We start from the raw sequence: 22383 nt of genomic DNA, 5'->3' as shown, positions 1-22383 counted from the left end.
TTAAAATTCATTCTTAAAATTAAAGCCGACCTTCTGTTTGACGCGAGCAGAAGGTTGAGAAATGACTTCAGAGTACAATGTACGAGCACCCTGTTGTTGTAAATATCGGCTCAGTTCTCTGACTGCCGCTGTACCAGCACCTCTTACGGTTCCTTCTCGGCCGGGAAATAAGACATAGTCTGGCAGGGTTGCAGATGCGACCAGTTCAACTTCATCCAGGTTATTAAAACGGTCAGCAAGTACTATCGCGATAACTCTTCCCTGCAGTTTAACAATTACATATATTTCACTGGGGCGATGAAGAGTGAGCCTTCGATTGATAATACCCGTCACAATATTTCCTGCACGAAGCAGTTTTATGCGGGCATCATTCATTTCATCTGTAGCTGCATCTGCACTAGCAGCGAGGTCGGGGTAACTTCGGTCATACTGCTGCTCCCAGTGAGTAATGGTTTCTTTCAGCTTTTTCCGCATCGCTTGGGCATTACTCACTGCTACACCTGAAAGTTTTTCCTCCTCCTCGGGGGTTGGTGTTGGGAGCACTTCTATTTCGAATTCCAATTCAGTTTGCTCGACGGGTTCACCTTGTGAAATGATTATTGGAGTCGTCGGTCTAAAGACGAAAGTCTCTAATAACAACTCATAAATGCCTAATGGTAAGAGCTCCACCTGTGATGGTGATTCATTAGATGAAGAAACAGAACTGTAAGATATATAACTAAGCTGAGCATAATCAAAAGCGGTTTTAATATCGGCAAAGGCATTATTAGTGGTTCTATCGGTTATTTTTTCTGTTATAGCATGGATGAACCTATTTTCTACTGCTGCATGTTCGACGGTGACGCCGGTACTTCCTGTTCTTATTATTGAATCTACTATTTGGCCAAAAAATGCAGTATTCCAGGTTGCTAAGCTATTACCAAACAACAAGGTAAAGTCAGTCATAATTTCCAATGTCCAATCAATACAATGGGGCCTTATTTGACGTATTGGACGAGAGTTAAGTAACGAGTGGAACGAAACCATGCAGGCTTTGGCTACCGCTGGGAGACTGAGAGATTGTCTACGTTGGCTGTTATCCATATAAGTTAATGTCATGTAGTTATCGACATCATCAGGCATCTGTAACTCTTCTTCTTTGGCGGACTTTGGTTTTAGTGGGGGACTGTTTCCGGCAATATGTAATGTTTTTCCTTTTGTATTATGGTTAAAAAAATCATCTGCACTGAATACAATGCTATTCAATTGTTGGCATTTACCTCGAACAATATAATTATAAATATTTAAAAAAGGAGTAAAAGCACAGAGTATTTTACTTGTTTGTACTAAATCTCTTTTTTCCCAATCTTTATCTCCTGTATCTGCGGTAAGTATGGTTTTTGCGATAACTAAAGGTTTATCTTTATTGTAGTTGGTTATTACTATCTCTGGAGTTGCACTAATGCCATTATCCCAATCAAATAAAATTATTGGGGATATATTTACTAAATTATTTCGCAATGTTTGAATATATTGTACTTGTACAATATCTTTTTTCATTTGTATAATAAAAGATAGGTTGTCGCTGCGTTTATAATGTTCAAAATAAAACTTAGTGTTCATTTTTTTGTTGTAGAATTCAATTCTACTATTATTAATGTTAATGTTAGCGCCGTTAAATAGCGATAGAACATAATTATCACCTTCGCCTAAATTCATAGTATTAAAAACCAATAAAATTTGCTTATTCTTCAAGCGTTCATCATTCCAGTATTTTTTAAATACATTAGAGATTTTTATGGTATAACTATTTATAATGACACATTGTTGATCACAATTAAGGCCTTTTATTTCTTCTACCTTGATGCTAGTAATTGCATTACTCATTTCCAGTGCTTTTAAACTATTATCAGTAATGCTTTCTGTTAACTTAAAAAAAGGAGCATTGAAATTATCATTCTTGTAGATTGTTGCTATCATTCCTTGGGGTATGGTTATGGATTGAATACTATCATTATGAATAGGTAGTACTTCTCTGTCCGACTCAAGGATGTTTTCTGTATCGTGATAAAAATCTATTTGTTGATTGGATGCTAAACAAGTAGTGTCACCCTGAAACTGATCTTCTGTATAAAAACAGATTGCCGGTGCTATTTGATATGATTTTATTCTTTTATAAAACCCTGATGATTTTAGTTGCCGTAGATTAATATCATTCTTTAATGTTATTTTTTTACCAGAAAGATCAATATCATCATAAAGGGTTACAATCATGCCCAGCGGGACCGAAATTGATTCTATTTTATTATTGAATGCATCATTATAAGCAGACATTGATTCATTCTCTGCTGAGCAAAATGATTCCCCACTAAAATCTGCTAGCTCATAAAAACAGACTTTCCCCTCACTTGAATAGACTGATTCTGATATTATTAATATAGCGTTTATCAATAGTTTTGTGACTATTCTCATAGGCTAGCCCTTAAGTCTATTAACTTGAATGTTTCATGTTACTTACCTCATCTTGATGTTATATGATTTGTTTTTTCTTTACTCTATCTATTTTAATTCTTCTATTTAATTATTTTGTAATGCTAATTTTAATCAAGTAATCCATTTTTTTAGACGTAATAAGTAAACATAAAAAAGCCCCTGAAACATGAATGCTCCAGGGGGCTTTAAATCTAAATTTCCTAATTAAACTACATGTTGCGCTTGTAAAGTTGGGCTTGGTTCACCAATAGGCAATACGGTACGGCCATATTGTTCGTTCAATACTTCTGCCATTGCCAGGTAAATTGCACTTGCACCACAAATGATGCCTTCGAAACCGGCGAACACCAGCAGTGAATGGTTGCCGGTGAAGTTACCGACGGCCAGCAGCGCAAACAGCAGCGTCAGGCTACCGAAAACAAACTGCAAAGCACGGTTAGCGGGCAAAGTCCCGAAGAACATAAACAGTGTGAAGATGCCCCATAAACCTAAATAAACGCCGAGGAATTGTGCATCAGTTGCGTCAGCCATACCCATCTTAGGTAACATCAGCAAACCGACCAGGCTCAGCCAAAATGCGCCATAGGAGGTAAATGCAGTGGCCGCGAAAGTATTACCCTTCTTATATTCCAGCATACCCGCCAGAATTTGTGCCAGACCGCCGTAAAAAATCCCCATACTCAAAATAACAGAGGTCAGGGGGAAGAAACCTGCATTGTGTAGGTTGAGCAAGACGGTTGTCATCCCAAAACCCATCAGGCCTAACGGGCCAGGATTTGCCAACTTGGTGGTGTTCATAAGTCCTCTGCAATTAACAGAATGCTAAAAAATGGATAGTTATCCGAATAAGTATCAAACGCCTGAATGACCAAAAAGTCGTCGATTCCCTCAGTGCGCGCCGCATCATAATGATCCACGCGGTTGGAAACAATGATCTCGAGGGTGATAAAAAGTAATTTTTTTTCATCTCCCCCCTTGATGCTGCGTTTCGTGGCCCCATCTTATTCCCAACCGCAGGGACTAATCGTGGATCAGCGGACACATGCATCAGTAAAATATTGGGCATGAAAACATTGATTAACAAAATACGGGCAGTTGAAAACAAACAATCCGCCCACATATAGATTAGTAACTTGACCGAATATGACTTTTTAGTGGAGGCGTTTTAGATGGGTAAAATTATTGGTATCGACTTGGGTACTACCAACTCTTGTGTAGCAATTATGGATGGCACTAAAGCTCGTGTGCTGGAAAACAGCGAAGGCGACCGTACTACGCCTTCTATCATCGCTTATACCCAAGATGGTGAGATTCTGGTTGGTCAACCGGCTAAACGTCAGGCTATTACTAACCCACAAAACACACTGTTTGCCATCAAACGTTTGATTGGCCGTCGTTTCCAGGATGAAGAAGCGCAGCGTGATAAAGATATCATGCCGTACAAAATCGTGGCAGCCGACAATGGTGATGCTTGGGTTGAAGTAAAAGGCCAGAAAGTTGCACCACCACAGATTTCTGCTGAAGTTCTGAAGAAAATGAAGAAAACAGCGGAAGATTTTCTGGGTGAACCAGTAACTGAAGCGGTTATCACTGTACCGGCTTACTTCAACGATGCTCAGCGTCAGGCAACGAAAGATGCTGGCCGTATCGCCGGTCTGGAAGTAAAACGTATCATCAACGAACCAACCGCAGCGGCACTGGCCTACGGTTTGGACAAAGAAGTCGGCAACCGTACTATCGCGGTTTATGACCTCGGTGGTGGTACTTTCGATATCTCTATCATCGAAATCGACGAAGTTGACGGTGAAAAAACCTTCGAAGTTCTGGCAACCAATGGTGATACTCACTTGGGTGGTGAAGACTTTGATAGCCGTCTGATCAACTATCTGGTTGACGAATTCAAGAAAGACCAGGGTATGGATCTGCGTACCGATCCACTGGCAATGCAGCGCCTGAAAGAAGCCGCTGAAAAAGCAAAAATCGAGCTGTCTTCAGCTCAACAGACCGACGTTAACCTGCCGTATATCACGGCTGATGGCAGCGGTCCAAAACACATGAACATCAAAGTGACCCGCGCTAAATTGGAGTCACTGGTAGAAGATTTGGTTAATCGTTCTATTGAACCACTGAAAGTGGCTTTACAAGATGCTGGCCTTTCTGTTTCCGATATCCAGGACGTTATCTTGGTTGGTGGTCAGACTCGTATGCCAATGGTTCAGAAGAAAGTTGCTGATTTCTTCGGTAAAGAACCACGCAAAGACGTTAACCCAGATGAAGCTGTAGCCATTGGTGCGGCAGTGCAGGGTGGTGTTCTGTCTGGTGAAGTGAAAGACGTTCTGTTATTGGACGTTACCCCACTGTCACTGGGTATTGAAACCATGGGTGGTGTGATGACCCCACTTATCACTAAAAACACCACTATCCCAACTAAGCACAGCCAGGTGTTCTCTACTGCAGAAGACAACCAGTCTGCGGTAACCATCCATGTGCTTCAGGGGGAGCGTAAACGTGCTCAGGATAACAAGTCTCTGGGTCAGTTCAATTTGGACGGTATCCAGTCTGCTCCTCGCGGTATGGCGCAAATCGAAGTGACTTTCGATATCGACGCCGATGGTATTCTGCATGTGTCTGCTAAAGACAAGAATACCGGTCGTGAGCAGAAGATAACCATCAAGGCATCTTCTGGTTTGAACGAGGAAGAGATCCAGAAAATGGTACGTGATGCAGAAGCTAACGCAGAAGCAGACCGTAAGTTTGAAGAACTGGTTCAGACTCGCAACCAGGCTGACCATCTGATTCACGGCACCCGTAAACAGTTGGAAGAAGCCGGCGACAAACTGCCAGCAGAAGACAAAACTGCGATCGAAGATGCTTTGAAAGCGCTGGAAGCTGCTCTGAAAGGCGAAGACAAAGCTGAAATTGAAGCGAAAACTCAGGCTCTGGTGCAGGTTTCTGGCAAATTGCTAGAAATGGCTCAGCAGCAGCAAGCAGCCGCAGGCGGCGATGCTGGTGACACCAGTGCCAAGAAAGAAGACGACGTGGTAGACGCCGAATTCGAAGAAGTGAAAGACAAAAAATAATCGCCCTTAAGCGGGCACAGCAGTGGTAGGCCTTACTGTTGCTGGAAACCAGCACGGGCGTCGAGGAAACTCTACGCCCGTGCACGCATGTTAAGGGTAGGAAAAAAAGAGAATGGCGAAGAGAGATTATTACGAGGTTTTAGGCGTCAGTAAGGGCGCCGATGAACGTGAAATCAAAAAGGCCTATAAACGCCTGGCAGTAAAGTATCACCCGGACCGTAATCAGGACGAGAACGATACCGGTGAAAATTTTAAAGAAGTTAAAGAAGCTTACGAAATTCTGACTGACCCACAAAAACGTGCAGCATATGATCAATATGGTCATGCAGCCTTTGAACAAGGTGGCATGGGCGGCGGCGGTTTTGGTGGTGGCGGTGGTGCTGATTTTAGCGACATTTTTGGTGATGTTTTCGGTGATATCTTTGGTGGTGGCCGCCGTCAGCGTGCTTCCCGTGGTTCCGATCTACGCTACAACATGGATCTGACACTGGAAGAAGCCGTACGCGGCGTGACTAAAGAAATTCGCATCCCAACGCTGAATGAGTGTGATGTTTGCCACGGTAGTGGCGCTAAGCCGGGAAGTTCGCCAGTCACTTGTTCGACTTGCCGTGGTGCAGGTCAGGTACATATGCGCCAAGGGTTCTTTACCGTCCAGCAGGCATGTCCTACTTGTCAGGGTAATGGTCAAATCATTAAAGATCCTTGCAACAAGTGCCATGGGCATGGCCGTGTTGAAAAATCCAAAACACTGTCGGTTAAGATCCCCGCCGGTGTTGATACCGGTGACCGCATTCGCTTAAGTGGCGAAGGTGAAGCGGGTGAACATGGCGCGCCAGCAGGTGATTTATATGTTCAGGTGCAAGTTAAAGCGCACCCAATCTTCGAACGTGAAGGCAATAACCTGTATTGTGAAGTGCCAATTAACTTTGCTATGGCAGCCTTAGGCGGCGAGATTGAAGTCCCAACGCTGGATGGCCGGGTTAAGCTGAAAGTCCCAGCAGAGACCCAAACCGGCAAGCTGTTCCGCATGCGTGGCAAGGGTGTTAAATCTGTGCGTGGCGGAAGTCAGGGTGACCTGTTATGTCGTGTTGTGGTTGAGACACCAGTCCATCTGAGCGAAAAACAGAAACAGCTACTGCGCGAACTGGAAGAGAGTTTCGTCGGTGCTGCGGGTGAGAAAAATAGTCCCCGATCTAAAAGCTTCTTAGATGGCGTTAAGAAATTCTTTGACGATTTGACTCGCTGACCAATGAGTTGTTAATCGGCTAAGAACGTGCAAGAAAACGAAAAATCCTCGATTAACGTCGGGGATTTTTTTCATCGCCAACTAAATATATATGTGAAGTAAATCATTAATAGCTCGGTTTTTTCGATCATTTGATGCCATAAAAACGACTTTTTTCGAGTTGAAGACTATCTTAAAATTGATGCATTGATTCGCCGAGCACAGGCTCACTGTCCGATGTAAGGAGTTATTCATTGTGACAAACATGATCCGTCAATTTTTACGCCAAGAGGCCGCAGGTGGGCTGATTCTAATTTTAGCTGCCACCGTCGCCTTATTTATGGCTAACAGCCCCCTATTTAGCATTTACCAATCATTTCTTGATGTACCGGTATCGGTAAAGATAGCCTCGCTGGATATCAGCAAGCCACTATTACTGTGGATTAATGACGGTTTAATGGCGATATTCTTCCTGATGATTGGGTTGGAGGTTAAGCGCGAATTGATGGAAGGTTCGTTAGCTGGCCGCGATAAAGCGGTTTTTCCGGCCATAGCAGCATTAGGTGGTATGCTGGCACCGGCTTTGATTTATCTATTATTTAACGGTGCTGATGAGGTTACCCGCCAGGGCTGGGCAATTCCTGCGGCTACTGATATCGCCTTTGCGTTAGGGGTGATGGCTCTGTTGGGAAATCGGGTTCCAACCAGTCTTAAAGTCTTTTTACTGGCACTGGCCATTATTGATGACTTGGGTGTCATCATCATTATTGCGTTGTTCTATACCCACGAGGTTTCACTGCAAGCCTTAGGCATAGCTGCTGCGGCTATTGCGCTACTGGCTTACATGAATTGGCGTGGGGTAGGGAAAACCTCTGCCTATCTACTGGTGGGATTGGTATTGTGGGTCTGCATCCTCAAATCAGGTGTGCATGCGACCTTAGCCGGGGTCATTGTCGGCTTTATGATACCGCTGCACACTAAAGATAAGCGTTCACCGTCAGAATCGCTCGAACATGGTTTGCACCCATGGGTTGCTTATTTGATCTTGCCACTGTTTGCGTTTGCCAATGCGGGGGTTTCACTGCAAGGCGTTTCACTCGCTGGATTGACATCGCTATTGCCTCTGGGGATTGCGAGCGGTCTGTTTATTGGTAAGCCACTGGGGATTTTCCTCTTTAGTTGGCTCGCGGTTAAGTTAGGGGTGGCTAAACTACCTGACGCGATAAACTTTAAGCAGATTTTTGCGGTGTCGGTGCTATGCGGTATCGGTTTTACTATGTCGATATTTATCGCGTCGCTGGCATTTGATGGCGCCGATCTCGCTTTGCTTACCTATTCTAAGTTGGGCATATTATTAGGCTCCACCACCGCAGCCATTGTGGGTTATAGCTTGTTGCGTATGGCCTTGCCAGCAACAAGAAAAATAACTCGCTGATTAATATTTGAATGACCAGTGCCGCTCATAAAGGTACTGGTGTTCTACCTGATGGATTTCTAGGCTTACCGTCAGAACAGGGAACGTTTAGTCGTGCATGAGGTTATATACACCCTAAATAATTCGAGTTGCAGGAAGCCGGCAAGTGAAAGGCAGATTGGTTGTAAACCATTTTGAACGCTGCCAATGCACATGCAACTTGAAGTAGGACGGGTATATCTGGCTCGCCGATATGTTAAGGGGATAACAACATGCGAATGTCACATATCAATTTCAATCATCTTTATTACTTTTGGCAGGTCTGTAAAGAAGGTTCAGTCGTCGGTGCAGCAGAAGCATTATTCCTGACGCCACAAACAATTACCGGGCAAATTAAAGCGTTGGAAGAGCGTCTGGGGGGGAAGTTATTTAAGCGACAAGGGCGAGGCTTGGTGCCATCAGAGTTGGGGCAGTTGGTCTTTCGTTATGCGGATAAAATGTTCATGCTTAGCCATGAAATGCTGGATATCGTTAATTATCGCAAAGAATCTAATCTACTTTTCGATGTTGGTGTTGCCGATGCATTATCCAAGCGTTTGGTGAGCCAGGTTCTGGAAACGGCTGTCGTTGAGAACGAAAAGATTCATCTGCGCTGTTTTGAATCGACCCACGAAATGCTGCTGGAGCAGTTGAGTCAGCACAAACTGGATATGATTCTGTCCGATTGTCCGGTTGACTCCAGCCAACAAGAAGGGTTGTTCTCTGTCAAACTGGGCGAATGCAGTGTGAGTTTTTATTGTCGTCAGCCCATCCCTGATTTACCTTTCCCTGCTTGTTTGCAGCAAAAGCGTTTGTTGATACCGGGCCGTCGTTCCATGCTTGGGCGCAAATTGCTGAACTGGATTAACAGTAAAGGGCTACAGGTAGAGATTTTGGGTGAGTTTGATGACGCGGCCCTGATGAATGCTTTCGCTATTTATAACAATGCTATTTTTGTTGCACCGACAATGTACGCTGCTGATACCTACGCTAAAGATGACCAGATAGTCGAAATTGGCCGCTTAGACAGTGTGCAGGAAGAATATTATGTGATTTTTGCCGAGCGTATGATCCAACATCCGGCAGTGCAGCGGGTATGTAACAAAGATTTTTCCGCGCTCTTTAGTGGCTAAATAGCCACGTTACCTTGCAAACTACAGCTGTGTTGATTGCACTCGTTGATAAATATGTCAGCTTATCGGGATTAATGAGTGCCACCCTAGGGGCTGACATAAATGCTGTTACATCGGGCTTATACCAATTTGTCATTTGATGGCTGACTTTCTGCGTTTTGAAGTCTATAGGCTATAAATGGGTCTTGCCGTGAATAGGCTAAATTATAAGCAATTCAAAAAATAGATATAAAAAAACCGGCCTGGGCCGGTCTTTTTACTAAGCAGTCGACGTAATGCAATTACTGCATTGCGTTGATTTGCGCGACTAAGTTAGACTTATGACGTGCTGCTTTGTTTTTGTGGATCAGACCTTTACAGGACTGACGATCCACGATTGGTTGCATTTCATTAAATGCTTTTTGCGCTGTGTCTTTATCGCCAGCTGCGATTGCCGCATACACCTTCTTAATGAAGGTACGCACCATTGAGCGACGGCTAGCGTTATGCTTGCGGCGTTTCTCAGACTGTACGGCGCGTTTCTTAGCTGATTTGATATTAGCCAAGGTCCAACTCCCAAATATATTCTATTGAGGACAATTCAAAGGCCAAGGAATATGCCCTTTCAGCCTTCGTTTGTCAATGGATTTGTGCAAATAAGCGCCGTTTGTACGGGCGGCACTTGCTACGTTGTGATGGAGCGGGATTTTACCAGCTTCGCGCTGCGGAATACAGTCTTTCGAAAGAAAAATCCACAGTTCACTGCCTTGAAGGGATTCGACGGTGGTTCTTGTAAAAATCTCAGCCTGCTTCTGTATTCAAACTCCGTGCGCATTCTACAGGATAAAGTCAGTAAAAGGGATTTTACCTGCACAATATTGGCAAAATGGTATGACTTTCGGTTAAAGGTGCCAATCGCGGGTTAACCTTAACGGCTGTACAAGGTATAATCCGGCGATTTCCACTGTTTTGAGCCAGCTATGGAGCTAATTCGCGGTATACATAATATCCGGGCACGCCACCATGGTTGCGTGCTAACTATCGGTAACTTTGATGGTGTCCATCGTGGACATCAGGCCTTATTGGAGCAGCTAAAGTGTGAAGGTCAGCGCTTGGGTTTGCCCGTAATGGTTATGATATTTGAACCGCAACCACTGGAATTGTTTGCAGCGGACAAAGCACCAGCAAGGCTAACGCGCCTGCGGGATAAAGCCAGATATCTGGCTGAGGCCGGCGTTGATTATCTGTTGTGCGTAAAATTTGATCCGCGTTTTGCAGCTAATACTGCGCAAGCTTTTGTTGCTCAGTTGCTGGTAGAGAAGTTGGGTGTTAAGTTTTTAACTGTTGGTGATGACTTCCGCTTTGGCGCAGAGCGTCAGGGGGATTTTCAACTGTTACAGCAAGCCGGTGCTGAATTTGGTTTCGATGTTATCAGCACAGATAGCTTTTGTGATGGTGGGTTACGCATTAGCAGCACCGCAATTCGTCAGGCACTTTATAATGACGATTTGGTGTTGGCTGAGGCGTTGCTTGGCCACCCCTATAGCATTTCCGGCCGAGTGGTTCATGGTGATGAACTGGGGCGTACGATTGGTTTCCCCACGGCGAATTTGCCATTAAAACGTTTAGTCGCTCCGGTGAAAGGAGTGTATGCGGTTGATGTGTATGGCTTGGGTCCAAAGCCATTACCCGGAGTTGCCAATATTGGTACCCGGCCTACCGTTGCTGGTGTTCGCCAGCAACTAGAGGTTCATCTGCTGGATGTAACTATGGATCTTTATGGGTGCCATATTGACGTGGTGCTCCGCGCGAAACTGCGCAACGAACAGCGTTTTGCTTCGCTCGATGCCCTGAAGCAGCAAATCGCCCATGATGTGGTGACGGCCCGAACATTTTTCGGGCTAAAGACACCGGTTTAATATTTCTAGCCGAAACGGAACCGAGAATCTAATGAGTGACTACAAGAATACCCTGAACTTGCCTGAAACAGGGTTCCCGATGCGCGGCGATCTGGCTAAGCGTGAACCTGACATGCTGAAACGTTGGTATGAGCAGGATCTGTACGGGATTATTCGTACGGCCAAGAAAGGTAAAAAAACCTTTATTTTGCACGACGGCCCTCCTTATGCGAACGGCAACATTCACATTGGTCACTCTGTTAACAAAATTCTCAAAGACATTATTGTTAAATCGAAAGGAATGGCGGGTTACGACTCCCCTTATATTCCAGGGTGGGACTGCCATGGTTTGCCGATCGAGTTAAAAGTTGAACAGTTAATTGGTAAGCCGGGCGAGAAAGTCAGTGCCGCAGAGTTCCGTGCTGCCTGCCGTAAATATGCGGCTGAGCAGGTTGAAGGCCAGAAGAAAGACTTCATCCGCTTGGGAGTATTGGGCGATTGGGACCATCCTTATCTGACGATGGATTTCAAAACTGAAGCCAATATCATTCGTGCATTAAGCAAAATAATTGATAACGGCCACCTGCACAAAGGCGCGAAGCCAGTGCATTGGTGTACCGATTGCGGCTCGTCACTGGCTGAAGCAGAAGTTGAATATTACGATAAAACCTCACCTTCTATTGATGTGCGCTTTAATGCCGTTGATGTAGCGGTTGTTGCTGCCAAATTTAATGTTTCGGCGATTAACGGCCCGATTTCACTGGTTATCTGGACGACAACTCCGTGGACCTTGCCCGCTAACCGTGCGATTTCACTGAATGCTGAATACATTTACCAACTTGTCCAGGTCAATGGCGAATGCCTGATTCTGGCAGAAGAGCTGGTTGAAAGCGTCATGAAGCGCGCAGGGATTGCTGAATGGGCGGTATTGGGGAGCTGCAAAGGCTCTGATTTGGAACTGCTGCGTTTCAATCATCCGTTTATGGGCTTTGATGTGCCGGCAATTTTAGGTGATCACGTTACACTGGATGCCGGTACTGGTGCAGTTCACACAGCACCTGGTCACGGCCCGGATGACTTTGTTATCGGTCAGAAATACGGTTTAGAAGTTGCCAACCCGGTTGGTCCGAATGGCTGTTATTTGGCGGGGACGTATCCTACTCTGGACGGCATGTTCGTGTTTAAAGCCAACGATGTGATTGTTGAGCTGCTACGTGAAAAAGGCGCACTGCTGAAAGTTGAAAAACTGGTTCACAGCTACCCGTGCTGCTGGCGTCATAAAACACCTATTATCTTCCGTGCTACACCACAATGGTTTATCAGCATGGATCAGAAAGGCCTGCGTAAGCAGTCGCTGGAAGAGATTAAAGGCGTGCAATGGATCCCCGATTGGGGTCAGGCGCGTATCGAAACCATGGTGGCAAACCGCCCTGATTGGTGTATCTCGCGTCAGCGTACTTGGGGCGTGCCGATGTCCCTGTTTGTGCACAAAGAGACTGAAGCACTACATCCACGTAGCACTGAGCTGATGGAAGAAGTCGCCAAACGCGTTGAGCAAGACGGTATTCAGGCATGGTGGGATCTGGATCCTGCGGAAATCCTCGGTGCTGATGCCGCCGATTACACCAAAGTGCCAGACACCTTGGACGTATGGTTTGACTCCGGTTCAACTCATTCGTCGGTGGTTGACGTGCGTCCTGAATTTGGTGGTCATAGCCCGGATATGTACCTGGAGGGTTCTGATCAACACCGTGGCTGGTTTATGTCTTCACTGATGATAGCAACCGCGATGAAAGGCAAAGCGCCTTATCGCCAAGTGCTGACCCATGGTTTTACCGTTGATGGGCAAGGGCGCAAAATGTCCAAATCCATCGGTAACACGATCAGCCCGCAAGATGTGATGAACAAACTGGGTGGTGACATTCTGCGTCTGTGGGTGGCATCAACCGATTACACCGGTGAGATCGCGGTTTCTGACGAAATCCTCAAACGCTCTGCTGACTCTTATCGCCGTATCCGTAACACTGCGCGCTTCTTGCTGGCGAATCTAAATGGGTTTGATCCTGCGCTGCATCAGGTGAAACCGGAAGATATGGTAGTAGTGGACCGCTGGGCAGTCGGCCGTGCCCAGGCAGCTCAAGCTGAGATCATGGCAGCGTACGAAAGTTACGATTTCCACTTGGTGGTGCAGCGCTTGATGCAGTTCTGCTCGGTTGAAATGGGATCCTTCTATTTGGATATCATTAAAGACCGCCAGTACACCGCGAAAGGCGACAGTGTTGCCCGCCGCAGTTGCCAGACTGCGTTGTTCCATATCGCAGAAGCATTGGTGCGCTGGATGGCACCTATTATGTCCTTTACCGCAGATGAGATCTGGAACCAACTGCCAGGCAGTCGTCCACAGTATGTCTTCACCGAAGAGTGGTATGACGGTCTGTTCGGGTTGGCGGGTGATGAAAGTATGAACGATACTTTCTGGGCCGAGCTGTTAAAAGTCCGTGGCGAAGTCAACAAGGTGTTAGAGCAGGCCCGTAGTGATAAGCGTATCGGTGGTTCATTGGAGGCGGCAGTTACTTTGTTCGCCGAACCTGAACTGGCTGCGCGATTGAACAGTTTGCAAGATGAATTGCGTTTTGTGCTGTTGACCTCAGCTGCGAAAGTTGCCCCTTATGCTGATGCGGGTGATGATGCGCTGCAAAGTGAGTTGATTGCCGGGCTGAAAATCACCTTTAATAAGGCTGATGGTGAGAAGTGCCCGCGTTGCTGGCATTACACTCAAGATGTCGGTTTGGTAGCGGAACATGCTGAATTGTGCGGCCGCTGTGTCACTAACGTTGCCGGAGACGGTGAAGAGCGTAAGTTCGCCTAATGAGTAAACCTATTTGTTCGACCGGATTGCGCTGGTTATGGCTGGCGGTATTGGTGGTTATTTTGGATCTCAGCAGCAAACAGTGGGTCATGACCCACTTTGCCCTGTATGAGTCAGTGCCGGTGATCCCGTTTTTTAACCTGACCTACGCACAGAATTTTGGCGCAGCCTTTAGCTTCCTTGCCGATAAAAGTGGCTGGCAGCGTTGGTTCTTTGCGGGCATAGCTATCGGTATTTCAGTGGTATTAATGGTGCTGATGTATCGCTCTACTGCCAAACAACGCCTGCTCAATTGTGCTTATGCTCTGATTATTGGTGGGGCATTAGGTAACTTATTTGATCGCATGGTGCATGGTGCGGTGATCGATTTTATCGATTTCCACGTCAATAACTGGCATTTCCCAACCTTTAACATCGCCGATACCGCTATCTGTATCGGTGCTGCGTTGGTTATCTTTGAGGGTTTTTTAAGCCCTGCTGAAAAAACGGCCATGAATAAAGGTGAATGAGATGTCCGAGCGTGTACCAGCTAATCAAGTACAAGACCATTTTGTACAAGACCATGTTATACAAGACAAAAGCGCCGTATTGGTGCACTTCATTCTGAAACTGGAAGATGGTTCAACGGCGGAATCAACACATATTCACGGTAAACCTGCGCTGTTTCGTTTAGGTGATGACAGCCTTTCTGATGCACTTGAGCAGCAGTTAATTGGTTTGAAAGTAGGTGATAAGCATGCTTTCACTTTACAACCTGAAGATGCGTTTGGTTTGGAAAGCCCTGATTTGATTCAGTACTTCACCCAGCGTGACTTTGCTCAAACTGGCGTGCCAGATGCCGGTACTATTATGCTATTTACCTCCCGTGATGGCAGTGAAATGCCAGGTGTGGTGCGGGAAGTGGCGGAAGAGTCTATTACTGTTGATTTTAATCACCCGTTGGCAGGGCATTCCATTAGCTTTGAAATTGAAGTGTTGGAGATTGACCCGCAACAGGAGGCAATGCATGCAGATATTGCTGGCTAATCCACGCGGCTTTTGTGCCGGAGTTGATCGGGCTATCAGTATTGTTGAACGCGCGATCGAAATGTATGGCGCGCCAATTTATGTGCGCCATGAAGTGGTACACAACCGTTATGTGGTTGATAGCTTGCGTGAACGTGGTGCTATCTTTATCGAGGAGATTTCAGAAGTGCCAGATGGCTCTATTCTGATTTTCTCGGCCCATGGCGTGTCGCAGGCTGTGCGAGCAGAAGCTCGTGAGCGCAAGCTTACTATGCTGTTTGACGCAACCTGCCCATTGGTGACCAAAGTTCATATGGAAGTCGCACGTGCTAGTCGCAAGGGTAAAGAAGCCATCTTGATAGGCCACGCCGGTCACCCGGAAGTGGAGGGTACCATGGGGCAATACAGCAACCCGAAAGGGGGGATGTATCTGGTTGAATCACCTGATGATGTATGGGCTTTGCAGGTTAAAGATGAGAACAATCTGTGTTTTATGACACAGACGACCTTGTCGGTTGATGATACCTCTGCAATTATCGATGCCTTACACCAGCGTTTCCCGAAGATTGTCGGTCCACGCAAAGATGATATCTGCTATGCCACGACCAACCGGCAAGAGGCGGTGCGCAATCTGGCTAATGATGCCGATGTGGTCTTAGTGGTTGGCTCGAAAAACTCCTCTAACTCTAATCGGTTGGCTGAGTTGGCACAGCGGATGGGTAAGCCTGCTTATCTCATTGATTCAGCGGCCGATATACAAGAGTTATGGTTACAGGGGGCTGCGTGTATCGGTGTTACCGCTGGCGCATCTGCTCCCGATATTCTGGTACAGCAAGTTATTGCGCGCTTGCAAGCTCTCGGTGCTGGTGGGTCTATCGAACTTAGTGGCCGTGAAGAGAGTATCGTCTTCGAAGTACCTAAAGAATTACGTGTCGATGTAAAACAGATCGACTGATTGATATCGTGCTTCAGCGTTAAAAAGCAGCCCTCAGTGGCTGCTTTTTTATGGGTGTATTTCACCATAACTGCATGAATATGCGAAATAACCGCACTATGTCAGATGAAGTGTTTCCGAGTATTTTACCCTAAATAATTCGAGTTGCAGGAAGGCGGCTTGCGGCGGCCTTAACGAGGCGAGGCCCAAGGGTGGGCCGAGTAACGAACGCAGTCAACGCACATGCAGCTTGAAGTATGACGGGTATGTAAGGAATTAAGTGGTTTCACTGATAAAAGCATGCGTATATCATTTTTTTCTAATACAGATTAAATAGGCTGGCAGAGTCCATAGCGGGCGGCTAATCTGAACCTTGGTCAGGGTAGATGACACAATATGAGAGGAAGTATGACTGATTCAACAATTCGTATCGCTGTTGTCGGCGCGGGTGGCCGTATGGGCCGACAACTTATCCAGGCAATTACTCACACTGAAGGTGTGGTGCTGGGGGCTGCTGTTGAACGTGTCGGATCCACATTAGTGGGGAGCGATGCCGGCGAACTGGCCGGAGCGGGGTTGTTAAACATCACAGTAAGTGATGATTTATCTGACGTAGTTGATCATTTTGATGTGTTGATCGATTTTACCCGGCCTGAAGGCACGCTGGAGCATTTAGCCATTTGTCGTCAATATAGTAAGGCGATGATAATTGGCACTACTGGCTTTGATGATGCAGGTAAAGAAGCCATCAGGGCTGCGGCAACGGACATTGCTATTGTGTTCGCTGCCAATTTCAGTGTTGGGGTTAATGTGGTGCTAAAGCTGCTAGAAAAGGCAGCGAAAGTGATGGGCGACTATACCGATATCGAAATAATCGAGGCACATCATCGGCATAAAGTTGACGCACCTTCAGGTACTGCGCTGGCGATGGGGGAGGCAATTGCTGACTCACTAGGGCGTTCACTGAAAGATTGCGCGGTTTATAGCCGTGAAGGTCATACCGGCGAACGCAAACCCGGCACTATCGGTTTCGCAACCGTGCGTGCTGGCGATATTGTTGGAGAGCATACGGCTATGTTTGCTGATATTGGCGAGCGCGTTGAGATCACACACAAAGCGACCAGCCGTATGACTTTTGCCAATGGTGCGGTTAAATCGGCTATTTGGGTGTCAATGCGGGATAATGGCTTGTTTGATATGCGTGATGTATTGAATTTGAATGAACTTTAAAGGTGTAAAGCACAGCCAGTGATGTGGTTGTTTTTATCATAATCGTTTGATAACAGGGCAATATTTTATTGTCCTTTTTTATTTGTTTTAATAAATAATTATTTCATCAATAATTATTGATATAACCTTTATTTATCTATGTTTTTGTCTATTTTTTTATCTTTTAATCCCTTCCTTGGTCATTGGTTCTGATTTTTACTGCTCTGGAACGATATTTCTCAGTCACTACACCTCGCAACCGTTTACTATGTTAAGTTAGCATGTGTTTTTACCGCTATAATCCACTCATTTTAATGAGGACGGTAAAAAACAGAGAAAAAATGGCACTTTGGCTAGACAAAAGCGTCACTCATCATTAAAATGCGCCCAATTTGCCAAAAATTAGCTTTGAGGGCGGTTTTTGCATTGATTTAGATCGCTAGATATGAATTAATATGCAAATAATGTGACTGTTTATTCCTTGGAGGATGTTTTGATTAAGTCAGCGCTATTGGTTCTCGAAGACGGAACCCAATTTCACGGTCGGGCCATCGGGGCAGAGGGTACGGCAGTGGGGGAAGTGGTCTTCAATACGTCGATGACCGGTTATCAAGAAATCCTCACTGATCCTTCCTACTCCCGCCAGATCGTTACTCTTACTTATCCTCATATCGGCAATGTCGGCACTAATGCTTCCGACGAAGAATCCTCCGCAGTACACGCCCAAGGTCTTGTTATTCGCGACCTGCCTTTGATTGCCAGCAACTACCGTAATGAAGAAGGCTTAGCTGAGTATCTCAAGCGCCACAACATTGTTGCGATTGCTGATATCGATACGCGTAAGCTGACACGTTTGCTGCGTGAGAAAGGGGCACAAAACGGCTGCATTATTGTGGGTGACTTGTCTGATGCCACTTTAGCACTAGAAAAGGCGAAAGCATTCCCGGGCCTGAAGGGGATGGATCTGGCAAAAGAAGTGAGCACGAAAGAGCGTTATGACTGGTTGCAAGGTAGCTGGACTCTGGAAGGTGACTTACCTGCGGCAACGCCACCAGAAGATTTGCCATTCCATGTGGTGGCATACGACTACGGCGTGAAGCGCAATATTCTGCGCATGCTGGTGGATAGAGGCTGTCGCCTGACGGTAGTTCCGGCACAGACACCGGCAGAAGAGGTGCTGAAGCTGAACCCAGATGGCATTTTCTTATCCAACGGCCCAGGTGACCCAGAGCCATGTGATTATGCTATCGCGGCCATTAAGCGTTTTCTGGAAACCGACATTCCGGTGTTCGGCATCTGTTTAGGCCACCAATTACTGGCGCTGGCCAGTGGTGCAAAAACGGTAAAAATGAAGTTTGGTCACCACGGTGGCAACCATCCGGTGAAAGATTTAGATGCCGATTGCGTGATGATCACCGCACAGAACCACGGTTTTGCGGTAGATGAAACCACATTGCCATCCAACCTGCGAACGACACATGTTTCTTTATTCGATGGTTCTCTGCAAGGGATTCACCGCACTGATAAAGCCGCATTTAGCTTCCAGGGGCACCCAGAGGCCAGCCCAGGTCCGCATGATGCAGCGCCATTGTTTGATCACTTTATCGAACTGATTGAAGCTTACCGCGCAACAACTGCAAGCCGTAACAGTAGCCATACCAATAAATAATCAGGAGCCTCAAACCATGCCAAAACGTACAGATATAAAAAGCATCCTGATTCTGGGCGCTGGCCCAATCGTTATCGGCCAGGCCTGTGAGTTTGACTACTCAGGGGCTCAGGCTTGTAAGGCACTGCGTGAAGAAGGTTACCGTGTCATTCTGGTGAACTCCAATCCGGCAACCATCATGACTGACCCGGAAATGGCCGACGCCACTTATATCGAGCCAATCCACTGGGAAGTGGTACGCAAAATTATTGAAAAAGAGCGTCCAGATGCCGTTTTGCCCACTATGGGTGGCCAAACCGCACTGAACTGTGCGCTGGAGCTGGAACGCAAGGGCGTTCTGGCTGAGTTTGGTGTCACCATGATTGGTGCCACTGCCGATGCTATCGATAAAGCAGAAGACCGCCGTCGCTTTGATATCGCGATGAAGAAAATTGGTTTGGACACTGCACGTTCTGGTATCGCGCACAATATGGAAGAAGCACTGGCCGTAGCGGCTGATGTGGGCTTCCCTTGTATTATCCGCCCTTCCTTTACTATGGGCGGCACCGGCGGCGGTATCGCGTATAACCGTGAAGAGTTTGAAGAGATTTGTGAACGTGGGCTGGATTTATCGCCAACCAAAGAGCTGTTGATCGATGAGTCGCTGATTGGTTGGAAAGAGTATGAGATGGAAGTTGTGCGTGACAAAAACGACAACTGCATCATCGTCTGCTCCATCGAGAACTTCGATGCGATGGGCATCCACACCGGTGACTCTATCACTGTTGCGCCAGCTCAGACGCTGACTGATAAAGAATACCAAATCATGCGTAATGCCTCGATGGCAGTGCTGCGTGAAATCGGCGTAGAAACCGGTGGCTCCAACGTGCAATTCTCGGTTAACCCGAAAAATGGCCGTTTAATCGTTATTGAAATGAACCCGCGAGTGTCCCGTTCCTCCGCTCTGGCCTCTAAAGCAACCGGCTTCCCGATTGCTAAAATTGCCGCCAAGCTGGCAGTAGGTTACACGCTGGATGAGTTGATGAATGATATCACTGGTGGTCGCACGCCGGCCTCCTTTGAGCCATCTATCGACTATGTTGTGACCAAAATCCCACGTTTTAACTTCGAAAAATTTGCCGGTGCGAATGACCGTCTGACCACACAGATGAAATCGGTTGGCGAAGTGATGGCAATTGGCCGCACCTTGCAGGAATCGCTGCAAAAAGCCTTGCGCGGTCTGGAAGTGGGCGCGACCGGTTTTGACCCGAAAGTGAGTTTGGATGACCCAGAAGCACTGACAAAAATTCGCCGCGAATTGAAAGAGGCCGGATCTGATCGTATCTGGTATATCGCCGATGCTTTCCGTGCAGGCATGTCGGTTGATGGCGTTTTCAATCTGACTAACGTTGACCGCTGGTTCCTGGTGCAGATTGAAGAGTTGGTTCGTCTGGAAGAGAGCGTGGCAGAGTGCGGTATCAATGGCCTGAATGCTGATTTTATGCGCCAGTTGAAGCGCAAAGGCTTTGCCGATGCCCGTTTGGCAAAATTGGTCGGCGCGGCGGAAAGTGAAGTGCGTAAGCTGCGTTACAAGCAGGGTTTGCATCCGGTTTACAAGCGTGTAGATACCTGTGCGGCTGAATTCTCTACCGATACCGCCTACATGTACTCAACCTACGAGGAAGAGTGTGAATCCAACCCAACCAGTGATCGTCCGAAAGTGATGGTACTGGGCGGCGGCCCGAACCGTATCGGCCAGGGTATTGAATTCGACTACTGTTGTGTACATGCGTCACTGGCGCTGCGTGAAGACGGTTACGAGACCATCATGGTGAACTGTAACCCTGAAACGGTTTCGACCGACTACGATACCTCTGATCGCCTCTATTTCGAATCTGTCACCCTGGAAGATGTGTTGGAAATCGTGCGTATTGAGAAGCCGCAAGGCGTTATCGTGCAGTACGGTGGTCAGACTCCATTGAAATTAGCACGTGAACTGGAAGCTGCCGGTGTTCCTGTTATCGGTACCAGCCCGGATGCTATCGACCGTGCAGAAGACCGTGAGCGTTTCCAACAGGCGGTAAATCGTCTGGGCTTGAAACAGCCCGCGAACGCGACGGTTGCTACTATCGAACAAGCCGTAGAGAAAGCCACGGGTCTGGGTTATCCGCTAGTGGTCCGCCCATCGTATGTCTTGGGTGGTCGCGCGATGGAAATCGTTTATGACGAAGTTGACTTGCGCCGCTACTTCCAAAATGCAGTGAGTGTCTCCAACGATGCACCCGTGCTGTTGGATCGTTTCCTCGATGACGCTGTTGAAGTGGATGTTGATGCCATTTGCGACGGTGAGCGCGTGTTGATCGGTGGCATTATGGAGCACATTGAGCAAGCAGGGGTGCACTCCGGTGACTCAGCCTGTTCATTGCCCGCTTACACCCTGAGTAAAGAAATTCAGGATGTGATGCGCCAACAAGTTGAAAAACTGGCGTTTGAACTCTGCGTGCGCGGTTTAATGAATGTGCAGTTTGCCGTAAAGAATAACGAAGTTTATCTGATTGAAGTTAACCCTCGAGCAGCCCGTACCGTACCATTTGTGTCTAAAGCCACCGGTATGCCACTGGCAAAAATCGCCGCACGCGTGATGGTGGGGCAGTCATTGACAGAGCAGGGTATTCTGGAAGAAATTATCCCGCCTTATTACTCGGTAAAAGAAGTGGTATTGCCGTTTAACAAGTTCCCAGGTGTGGATCCGATTTTAGGACCAGAAATGCGTTCTACCGGTGAAGTGATGGGGGTCGGCCGGACCTTCGCTGAAGCTTTCTCTAAAGCCATGTTGGGCAGTCAATCTGGTATGAAAAAGAGTGGCCGCGCACTGTTATCGGTTCGTGAGGGAGATAAACACCGGGTGGTTGACTTGGCTGCCAAGTTGCTCAAACAGGGTTTTGAATTGGATGCAACCCACGGTACTGCGGTGGTTCTAGGCGAGGCAGGGATAAATCCACGCTTAGTCAACAAGGTACATGAAGGCCGTCCACACATTCAGGACCGTATCAAGAATGGCGAATATACTTATATTGTGAATACAACGGCAGGGCGTCAGGCGATTGAAGATTCTAAACTGATCCGCCGTAGTGCTTTGCAATATAAAGTGCATTACGACACTACCTTGAATGGTGGCTTCGCAACCGCGATGGCTTTGAATGCGGACCCTACCGAGCAAGTGATTTCAGTACAAGAAATGCATGCCAAGATTAAGAATATGAAAGCTTAATTTGGGCGCTAAGAAAGGGGGCGATGGAAACATCGCCCTTTTTTATGCTTACTATTTATAAAATCGCGCTTTTTACCCGCATAAACAGTATTTTTTATGCGCAGAAGTATTATTCATAAACGATAGTATTGTTCATAAACAATATTGGTGAAGATCAATGTTCGTGCGGGTTGTGGATAGTAGCTTATAGCCAGGCGTTAACAATCG

Annotated in this window: 15 protein-coding genes; 12 read left to right on the top strand and 3 right to left on the bottom strand. The window is 46.7% G+C overall.

Translation table 11 applies throughout. The annotated features are described in order from the left end of the window. Together V1953_RS17915 and satP are read right to left on the bottom strand one after the other, a co-directional pair. On the bottom strand, nt 1-2451 hold the full coding sequence (locus V1953_RS17915) for a peptidase inhibitor family I36 protein (protein WP_442851181.1): 2451 nt from the start codon (nt 2449-2451) through the stop codon (nt 1-3). Between the two features lie 225 nt (nt 2452-2676). After that, a complete protein-coding gene (gene satP / locus V1953_RS17910; RefSeq protein WP_083160623.1) occupies nt 2677-3270 on the bottom strand; it encodes an acetate uptake transporter in 594 nt (197 codons plus the stop codon). 371 nt (nt 3271-3641) lie between these two features. Here satP and dnaK point away from each other — a divergent pair, with 371 nt between their 5' ends. From dnaK to nhaR, 4 genes are all read left to right on the top strand, one after another. After that, on the top strand, nt 3642-5552 hold the full coding sequence (gene dnaK / locus V1953_RS17905; RefSeq protein ID WP_083160621.1) for a molecular chaperone DnaK: 1911 nt from the start codon (nt 3642-3644) through the stop codon (nt 5550-5552). A 112-nt stretch (nt 5553-5664) separates the two neighbouring features. Next, a complete protein-coding gene (gene dnaJ, locus V1953_RS17900; protein ID WP_083160619.1) occupies nt 5665-6798 on the top strand; it encodes a molecular chaperone DnaJ in 1134 nt (377 codons plus the stop codon). A gap of 235 nt (nt 6799-7033) precedes the next feature. Then, nucleotides 7034-8212, top strand: coding sequence for a Na+/H+ antiporter NhaA (gene nhaA, locus V1953_RS17895; RefSeq protein WP_083160617.1), 1179 nt, complete (start codon nt 7034-7036; stop codon nt 8210-8212). 251 nt (nt 8213-8463) lie between these two features. After that, a complete protein-coding gene (gene nhaR, locus V1953_RS17890; protein WP_083160614.1) occupies nt 8464-9363 on the top strand; it encodes a transcriptional activator NhaR in 900 nt (299 codons plus the stop codon). Nucleotides 9364-9644: 281 nt separating this feature from the next. On the opposite strand, the gene rpsT is transcribed toward nhaR, so the two are convergent. Continuing rightward, entirely contained in the window at nt 9645-9908 is a 264-nt protein-coding gene (gene rpsT, locus V1953_RS17885; RefSeq protein WP_050086134.1) for a 30S ribosomal protein S20, read from the bottom strand. Between the two features lie 414 nt (nt 9909-10322). On the opposite strand from rpsT, the gene ribF reads away from it, so the two are divergent. From ribF to carB, 8 genes are all read left to right on the top strand, one after another. Continuing rightward, nucleotides 10323-11261, top strand: coding sequence for a bifunctional riboflavin kinase/FAD synthetase (gene ribF, locus V1953_RS17880; protein ID WP_083160612.1), 939 nt, complete (start codon nt 10323-10325; stop codon nt 11259-11261). A gap of 31 nt (nt 11262-11292) precedes the next feature. Continuing rightward, the gene (ileS, locus tag V1953_RS17875; protein WP_442851180.1) at nt 11293-14109 is read left to right on the top strand and encodes an isoleucine--tRNA ligase; all 2817 of its coding nucleotides are present in this window, start codon (nt 11293-11295) and stop codon (nt 14107-14109) included. After that, nucleotides 14109-14618 (top strand): signal peptidase II, encoded by a 510-nt coding sequence (lspA, locus tag V1953_RS17870; protein WP_083160608.1) that lies wholly within the window; start codon nt 14109-14111, stop codon nt 14616-14618. The genes ileS and lspA overlap by 1 nt, the downstream gene beginning before the upstream one ends. A gap of 1 nt (nt 14619) precedes the next feature. Then, the gene (gene fkpB / locus V1953_RS17865) at nt 14620-15135 is read left to right on the top strand and encodes an FKBP-type peptidyl-prolyl cis-trans isomerase (protein ID WP_193784729.1); all 516 of its coding nucleotides are present in this window, start codon (nt 14620-14622) and stop codon (nt 15133-15135) included. Then, nucleotides 15116-16069, top strand: a complete 954-nt coding sequence (gene ispH / locus V1953_RS17860) for a 4-hydroxy-3-methylbut-2-enyl diphosphate reductase (protein WP_372557977.1) — start codon at nt 15116-15118, stop codon at nt 16067-16069. The genes fkpB and ispH overlap by 20 nt, the downstream gene beginning before the upstream one ends. Nucleotides 16070-16456: 387 nt before the next feature. Beyond that, nucleotides 16457-17278, top strand: coding sequence for a 4-hydroxy-tetrahydrodipicolinate reductase (gene dapB / locus V1953_RS17855; protein WP_442851179.1), 822 nt, complete (start codon nt 16457-16459; stop codon nt 17276-17278). Between the two features lie 472 nt (nt 17279-17750). Further along, nucleotides 17751-18926, top strand: a complete 1176-nt coding sequence (gene carA, locus V1953_RS17850) for a glutamine-hydrolyzing carbamoyl-phosphate synthase small subunit (protein ID WP_083160602.1) — start codon at nt 17751-17753, stop codon at nt 18924-18926. A 16-nt stretch (nt 18927-18942) separates the two neighbouring features. After that, on the top strand, nt 18943-22176 hold the full coding sequence (carB, locus tag V1953_RS17845) for a carbamoyl-phosphate synthase large subunit (protein WP_372568657.1): 3234 nt from the start codon (nt 18943-18945) through the stop codon (nt 22174-22176). Nucleotides 22177-22383: the final 207 nt, after the last annotated feature.

The sequence above is a fragment of the Yersinia sp. 2541 StPb PI genome, assembly GCF_052217145.1.
Lineage (GTDB): Bacteria > Pseudomonadota > Gammaproteobacteria > Enterobacterales > Enterobacteriaceae > Yersinia > Yersinia enterocolitica_E.
Note: the sequence above shows the minus strand (reverse complement) of the source record. Positions and strands in the feature narration are given on the sequence as shown.